Raw genomic sequence first — 7,747 nt, 5'->3', positions numbered from 1 at the left:
CACCATCCCCGGATTCGACTACCGCACCATCCCCGGCGCCGACGGCGTCGACCTGAACGTCGCCGTCGGAGGCTCCGGCCCGGCCGTCGTGCTGCTGCACGGCTTCCCGCAGACGCACTACATGTGGCGGGAGGTCGCCCGCGAGCTGGCCACCGAGCACACGGTGATCGCACCCGACCTCCGCGGCTACGGCGAGAGCGGCAAGCCGGCCGAGGAGAGCCGGGACACCTACTCCAAGCGCACGATGGGCGCCGACGTCGTCGCGGTCGCGCGGGCCGTCGGCCACGACCGCTTCTGCCTGGTCGGCCACGACCGCGGCGCGCTCGTCGGCGTCCGCGCGGCGCTCGACCACCCCGAGGCGGTCAGCGCGCTCGGCATCCTGGACGTGCTCCCGACCCTCGACACCTGGGGCGTGCTGCACGGCGTGGATGCGAAGGTCGCCTGGCACCTCTATCTCATGGCGCAGCCGGCCGACCTGCCCGAGCGGATGATCGCGGCGGTCGCCGAGGACTTCTTCGCCTCGTTCCTCGACGCGTGGGACACCGACGGCACGACCTTCACGCCGGAGGTCCGGCGCCACTATCTGGACAGCTCCATCGCCGCGGTCCCGTCGATCGTGGCCGACTACCGCGCCACCGCCGGCATCGACCTCGAGCTGGACCGCGCCGACCGCGAGGCCGGCCGCACGCTCGCGATGCCGGTCGGCGTGATCTCGCAGGACTGGGGCTCACAGCTCGGCTTCGACCCGACCGCGATCTGGGGCGCCTGGTCGAGCGACCTCACCTACCAGCCGATCGACGCCGGCCACTTCATGGCGGAGGAGAAGCCGGCCGAGATCGCCGCCTTCGTCCGCGGACTGGCCGCGCGAGCGCGCGGCTGACGGCCGTCAGCGGTTCTGCGGGAACCCGAGCTCGATCCCGCCGTGCGACGGATCGAGCCACCGGCTGGTGATCGCCTTCAACTGGGTGAAGAACTTCACGCCCTCCGCGCCGTGGGCCTTGGTGTCGCCGAACAGCGAGTCCTTCCACCCGCCGAAGGAGAAGGTCGCGACCGGCACCGGGATGGGCACGTTGACGCCGATCATCCCGACCTGCACCTCCCGCTGGAACCGCCGGGCCGCGCCCCCGTCGTTGGTGAAGATGGCCGTCCCGTTGCCGAAGGCGCCCGCGTTGATGAGCGCGACGCCCTCCTCGTACGAGCCGACCCGCACCACCGACAGCACCGGCCCGAAGATCTCCTCGGTGTAGGCGCGGGAGGTCGTGGGCACCCGGTCGAGCAGCGTCGGCCCGAGCCAGAACCCGTTCGCATCCCCGTCCGGGTTCACCTCGCGCCCGTCGACGACGACGGAGGCACCGTCCTCCGCGGCCACGTCGATGTAGGAGGCGACCTTGTCGCGATGCTGCCGGGTGACCAGCGGCCCCATGTCGCACCCGCGCCGCCCGTCGCCGACGCGCAGCCCGGCCATCCGCTCCCGGATCTTCGCCACGAGATCGTCCGCCACCGGCTCCACCGCCACGACGACCGAGATGGCCATGCACCGCTCCCCCGCCGACCCGAAGCCCGCGTTGATCGCGGAGTCCGCCGTCAGATCGAGGTCGGCGTCGGGGAGCACCAGCATGTGGTTCTTCGCCCCGCCGAGCGCCTGCACGCGCTTGCCGTGCGCGGTGCCGGTCTCGTAGACGTACCGCGCGATCGGCGTGGAGCCGACGAACGAGATGGCGGCGACGTCGGGATGCGTGAGGAGGCCGTCGACCGCCTCCTTGTCGCCGTTGAGCACCGTGAAGACGCCGTCCGGGAGGCCGGCCTCCTTCCAGAGCCCGGCCAGCCAGATCGCCGCCGACGGGTCCTTCTCACTGGGCTTGAGCACGACCGTGTTGCCGGCGGCGATGGCGATCGGGAAGAACCAGGCAGGCACCATCGCCGGGAAGTTGAACGGCGAGATGATGCCGACCACCCCGAGCGGCTGCCGCAGCGAGTAGACGTCGACCCCGGTCGACACCTGCTCCGAGTACTCGCCCTTCAGGTGGTGCGCGATGCCGGTCGCGAATTCGACGACCTCCTGCCCCCGGCTGATCTCGCCCAGCGCGTCGGAGACGACCTTGCCGTGCTCGGACGTGATGATCTCGGCGAGCTCGCCCTTGCGGGCGTCGAGCAGCTCCCGGAACCGGAACAGGATGCCCTGCCGCTTGGCGAGCGAGGTGTCGGCCCACGCGCGGAACGCGGCCTTCGCCGACGCGACGGCCGCGTCGATCTCGGCGGCATCGGCGAGCGCGACCCGCTTCGTCTCGACACCGAGCGCCGGATCGTAGACGGGAGCCGTCCGCCCGCTGCGCGACGGAGACGCGGCCCCGTCGATCCAGTGCGGGACGACCGGGAGGCCGCCCTCCTCCCCGTTCGCGGCGGAGTCGGTGACGGGCGACGTGGTGGTCATGACGGGTCCTCCATCGGATCGTGCGCGGATCGCGTGCGGGATCGCGTGCGCGAGACCAGTCTCCGCCACGGGGGCGGGAGCGGGCAAAGGGTCACACGGTGAACCGCGCCACGAACGAGCGACCGGCGGCACCGGCCACATCGACAGAGAGGGTCACCCGCGGTGCCAGCGACAGCACGGTGACGCCGGGGTCCGCCTGGACGGTCCCGGTCGCCGGGCCGTCGAGCGTGACGGTCACCGGCGCTGTCACCTTCTGAGTGGGGTCGCTGACCGCGACCGACACGCGCCCCCCGGCACGCGTGACGACCACCGAGGCCCGCGAGTCGGTCGTCACACCGGCCGCTGTTCCACCGGTCGGCGCCCAGATGTTCGCCATCGTGGTGCCGGTGCCGGCCCGCGTGACGGCCTGAACGTCGAAGGTGTTCGCGACCACGGAGATGTCCGTCGACGCCGCCATGCCCGCCGTCTGCGCCTGGGTCGCCGCCGGAAGCTGGATGTACGCATAGCTCGCGTCCACCGGATTCACGCCGTGGTCGAACCACAGCGTGATGAAGCGGCGCGTATAGCTCGTGTCGTCGTCGTAGACGCCGCGGTGGTCCATGTCTGTCCACCTTCCGCTGCGGTCCTGCCGCAGGCCCTTCACGGTGCCGCCGGCCGGGAACACGTAGCCGCCGATGTTCGGAATCCACGCCCAGCCCGCCGAGAAGGAGGTCGGCGTCGAGCTCGGCGAGGTCAGCACCGGGCTCCCGTCGACGACCGGGACGGTCTGCCCGTTCGGGCCGATGTTGCGGTTCTCCACGATCGTCTCGACCGAGTATCCGTCGCTGCTGGAGATGCCGGCGCCCAGGCACACGATCACGTCGCCGAGGCAGAACCACGACTTGCGGCCGACGAGCGTCGACGAGTTGATCTTGAGGCCCATGCCGATCGCCGCGTCTCCGTCGAGCAGGGCGCCGCCCGTCCACGTGTTGCCGTTGCCGCGGCCGGAGCCGAGGGAGCGGGGACGCGAGTCGATGGTCGTCCCCGGGATGCGGTACTTGTCGGCGGTGGGCCAGTACTGGTTGGCCCAGTGCCCGGCCTGGCCCGGCAGGTAGAGGTACACGGCGCCCTCGCCGGTGTACCACCCCTGCAGGTTCTCCGAGTTGCCGCTCTCGTACGGGCCGATGACGGTGCTGTCCATCGCGACGCCGTAGGCGAAGCCCGGGCGCCGGTGCACCGCGCGGGCCATCGATGTGGCGATGACCGTGTCGGCCGGCTCGGCAGCAGCCGGAATGGCCGGGTCGTTCACGACCGCGCGCCCCAGCGCGATCGACGACAGCCGCACCTGCTCGATCGGCGCCTTGTCGTAGTCGAAGAACGGCAGGAAGGTGTTTCGCTGGATCCAGCCCTTGCAGAGGCCCCGCACAGTCGCGGCCTGCGCTGCCGGGAAGACCGCCGCGAGCTGCAGCAGCGTCGCGACCGTGAGTCGGCCCACGCGATGGTCGGTCTCGTAGAAGCGCGAGAGCCCGCGCCCGCGCGTCATGTCCATGAACGCGCCCGTGTGGATCCACGGCACGTAGTTGCGCTGCACCCAGTCGTAGATCTCCCCCACCCGCGCGGCGGTGAACGCCCACGGCGTACCGGCCGTCGCGACCATCGAATACGTCAGGTACTGCAGCAGCGCGACGCCGTAGCCGCCGTTGTACGAGTAGTACTTGTGCTGGATGAAGCCGCCGTCCGGGTAGAAGCCGTCACCGCTGGTGGCGTACGGGAACACGTCCGCGTATGCCGTCTTGGCGCCGGCGATCGTCGCGGTGTCCTGGCTGAGCGCGCCGCGCAGGATGGCGATCGAGCACGCCCAGTTGCGGTTGGCCCCCGTCGAGAGCAGGCCGCCGGTCTCGGTGGGGTCGGGGGCGTAACGCTTGATCGCGGCCATGGCGGTGGCGATCCGGGTCGGGCCGAGGTCGTCGTAGAGCAGCACGCAGAGGTCGTTGAGGGCGAGCGGAATGCCGATCTGGAAGTCCCACCAGTTGTCGTAGCGGTTCGTGACGCCGTACTTGTTGGCCAGGAACCAGTCGACCGCCGAGATGATGTCGGCCTTCAACTGCGCGTCGCCGGACAGCTCCGAACCGGGTGAGGCCAGGGCGAGCGCGAGCGTCCGCAGCCGGCCGATGTTGTTGCGCTGGATGGCCGACACCGTGCTGCTGTCGAGGTCGGCCCAGAGGTAGCTGCGGCCGGTGGAGGTGTTCAGCGCATCCCAGAGCACCTTCGCCTCTGCGGCCGACGCCGTCACGTACGCCTTCACCACCGGGTCGGAGAGGTCGTAGCTGCCGACGAGGGTGCCGCGCCACTGGTCGCGCACGCGGGCGTAGTCGGCCGCGGTGGCCGCTCGTGCGGGCACGGCGGGGAGCAGTGCGGAGCCGGCCGCGAGGACGGGCACCGCCGCCGCGCCGGCCAGGACGACCGTGCGGCGCGAGAGACGGGAGGAGCGGGTGACTTCGTTGTCGGACATAGCGGACATGCTGCTGCCGCCGCCGGGGCCCTGTCAAGGTGATAATACCTATTACCAACTTGATAATGCGCATGAGCATGGATATGCTCCACCGACAGCACCGATCTCGCAGAGGAGAGCAGGATGGCCACGAGCCGGAAGCCGCGCATCACGCAGCGCACCATCGCCGAGCTCGCCGGCGTGAGCCAGGCGACGGTCTCGCTCGTGCTCAACGGCCGTTCCGACAACGGCGTGCGCATCCCCGACGAGACGCGCGAGCGGGTGCTCGAGGTCATCCGGCGCACCACCTACGTCGCCGACCCGGTCGCCCGCAGCCTCGCCGGCGCAGCCAACAACCTCGTGGGCGTCTTCACCTATGAGCACGCGTTCCCGAACGAGACCTCCGACTTCTACACACCGCTGCTGACCGGCATCGAGGCGGAGGCCGAGGCGCTCGGCCTCGATCTGCTCATGTTCACCAGCGCGCCGCTGGTCGACGGCCGCCGCCGCATCTTCCACGAGAACAGCCGCCTCCGTCTCGCCGACGGCTGCCTGCTCCTCGGGCGCGAGATGGACGCCGACGAGCTCGCCCGGCTGCGCGACAGCGGCTATCCCTTCGTCGCCATCGGCCGCCGCGACGTCGACGGCGTCGCGTACGTCGGGGTGGACTACGCCACGCCCACGCGCGAGCTCGCGCGGCGCGCGGTCGCCGCCGGACACCGGTCCGCGTTCTACGCGCGGCTGTCGCTGTCGCTGGCCGCCGAGTCCTCCCGCGACCGCTACGACGCCCTGATCGACGAGCTGACCTCCGCGGGGGTCGCCGTCGAGCAGGCCGAGACCACCGAAGCCGGCCTGGCGTCCGTCTGGCGCCGGGTCAGAGAAGGAGAAGCCACTGTGCTGTTCGTAGAAGACCCGACCGACGCGGAGGGGCTGCACGCCCTGGCCGCGGCCGACGGCGTCGCCGTGCCGGACGAGCTCTCGTTCGTCGTCCTCGGCGAGCGCGGCCGCGGCGGGAGCGAGGTGGACTTCACCCGCCTCAGCGCGCCACGCACCGAACTGGGATCGCGGGCGGTGATCCTCCTCGACCAGCTTCTCAACGGCGCCCGCGGCGGGGAGGAGCTGCCGGCGCAGCAGCTCCTCGAATGCGCCGTGGTCGGCGGCTCGACGCTGGCGACGCCCGCGGGAGCCACGCGATGACCGCCGGCACACCCTCCCCCACGGTGGTCGACGCCCAGCGCGCCGACGTGGTCGTCATCGGCGGCGGGCTCGGCGGCGTGTCCGCCGCGCTCTCGGCCCTGAAGGCCGGCCGCAGCGTCATCCTGACCGAGCAGTTCGCGTGGCTCGGCGGCCAGCTCACCAGCCAGGCGGTCACCCTCGATGAGCACACGTGGATCGAGCAGTTCGGCTCGACGGCGTCGTACCGCGACCTGCGCGACGGCATCCGCGACTACTACCGCGAGAACTACCCGCTGTCGGCGGAGGCGCGCGCCGAGCGCTACCTCAACCCAGGAGCCGGGCTCGTGAGCCGGCTGTGCTCCGAGCCGCGCGCCGGGGTGGCCGTGATCGAGCGGATGCTGGCGCCGTTCCGCAGCTCAGGCCGGCTGCGCCTGGTGCAGCCCGCGATCCCGGTCGACGCCGAGGTGGACGGCGACCGTGTCGTCTCCGTCACCGTGCGCCGCCTCGACACCGGCGACGAGCTGACGCTGCGCGGCGGCCTCTTCGTCGACGCGACCGAGACCGGCGAGCTCCTCCCCCTGACCGGCACGGAGTACGTGATCGGCAGCGAGAGCCGCACCGACACCGGAGAGCCGAGCGCGCCCGACGTGGCCGACCCGCGCAATGTCCAGGCCGTCTCGTGGTGCTTCGTGATCGACCACGTCGAGGGCGAGGACCACACCATCGAGAAGCCCGCCGACTACGACGAGTGGCACGCGTTCCAGCCCGACTACTGGGGCGCGCCCATGATGAGCCTCACCGCTCCGCACCCGCGCACGCTCGAGATCGTCACGCGCAGCTTCAACCCGCTGGTCGACGACGACCCGTTCGCGGCCGTCGCCGACCAGCGGGCCGACGGAGGCGACCACGAGCTGTGGGTCTTCCGGCGCATGCTCTCGCGCAAGTTGCTGGAACCCGGCTTCCTCGAGAGCGACATCGTGCTGGTCAACTGGCCGATGATCGACTACATCGGCGGTTCGGTGATCGACGACCCGGACGCCGAGAAGCACCTGGCGGCGGCCAAGGCCCAGTCCCGGGCGATGCTCTACTGGCTGCAGACCGAGGCGCCGCGCCCGGACGGCGGCACGGGCTGGCCCGGGCTGCGTCTGCGCCCGGACGTCACCGGCACCGACGACGGTTTCGCGCAGGCGCCATACATCCGCGAGTCGCGTCGCATCCGGGCCGAGTACACGGTGGTCGAGGGAGACCTCTCCATCGCGGTCCGCGGCGACGACCGCCCGGCGACCTACCCCGACACGGTCGGCGTCGGCATGTACCGCATCGACCTGCACCCCTCCACCGGAGGCGACAACTACATCGACGTCGCCTCCGTCCCCTTCGAGATCCCGCTCGGAGCGCTCATCCCCATCCGGATGCAGAACCTGCTCCCCGCGGGCAAGAACGTCGGAACCACCCACATCACCAACGGCGCCTTCCGGCTCCACCCGGTGGAGTGGGGGATCGGCGAGGCGGTCGGCTGGCTAGCGGCCTTCTGCCTGGACCGCGCGACGGATCCTCGCGCGGTCCGCAACACCCCCTCCCTCCTGGAGGAGTTCCAATCCCTGCTGGCCGCGAACGGCGTCGAGCTGCACTGGCCCGACGTCACCGGCTACTGATCCGAGGAGCACCAA

Annotated in this window: 5 protein-coding genes; 3 read left to right on the top strand and 2 right to left on the bottom strand. The window is 71.3% G+C overall.

Annotated elements, in window-relative coordinates; translation table 11 throughout:
- On the top strand, positions 1-880 hold an 880-nt coding region (locus ACR9ZG_RS08190), incomplete at its 5' end, for an alpha/beta fold hydrolase (RefSeq protein ID WP_481284331.1).
- Between the two features lie 6 nt (positions 881-886).
- Here ACR9ZG_RS08190 and ACR9ZG_RS08185 read toward each other — a convergent pair.
- Together ACR9ZG_RS08185 and ACR9ZG_RS08180 are read right to left on the bottom strand one after the other, a co-directional pair.
- A complete protein-coding gene (locus ACR9ZG_RS08185) occupies positions 887-2,431 on the bottom strand; it encodes a CoA-acylating methylmalonate-semialdehyde dehydrogenase (protein ID WP_481284330.1) in 1,545 nt (514 codons plus the stop codon).
- A gap of 91 nt (positions 2,432-2,522) precedes the next feature.
- Complete coding sequence (locus ACR9ZG_RS08180; protein ID WP_481284329.1) at positions 2,523-4,922, bottom strand: polysaccharide lyase 8 family protein; 2,400 nt, start codon at positions 4,920-4,922, stop codon at positions 2,523-2,525.
- A gap of 123 nt (positions 4,923-5,045) precedes the next feature.
- Between ACR9ZG_RS08180 and ACR9ZG_RS08175 the strand changes: the two genes are divergently transcribed.
- A complete protein-coding gene (locus tag ACR9ZG_RS08175) occupies positions 5,046-6,098 on the top strand; it encodes a LacI family DNA-binding transcriptional regulator (protein WP_481284328.1) in 1,053 nt (350 codons plus the stop codon).
- Positions 6,095-7,732 carry an FAD-dependent oxidoreductase gene (locus ACR9ZG_RS08170; protein ID WP_481284327.1) on the top strand — a complete coding sequence of 546 codons (1,638 nt, stop codon included), beginning with the start codon at positions 6,095-6,097 and terminating at the stop codon, positions 7,730-7,732. The genes ACR9ZG_RS08175 and ACR9ZG_RS08170 overlap by 4 nt, the downstream gene beginning before the upstream one ends.
- Positions 7,733-7,747: the final 15 nt, after the last annotated feature.

This window comes from Leifsonia sp. KNZ12-8B (genome assembly GCF_056755495.1).
The sequence above is the reverse complement of the archived record's forward strand: the minus strand, read 5'-3'. Positions and strand labels throughout refer to the sequence as shown.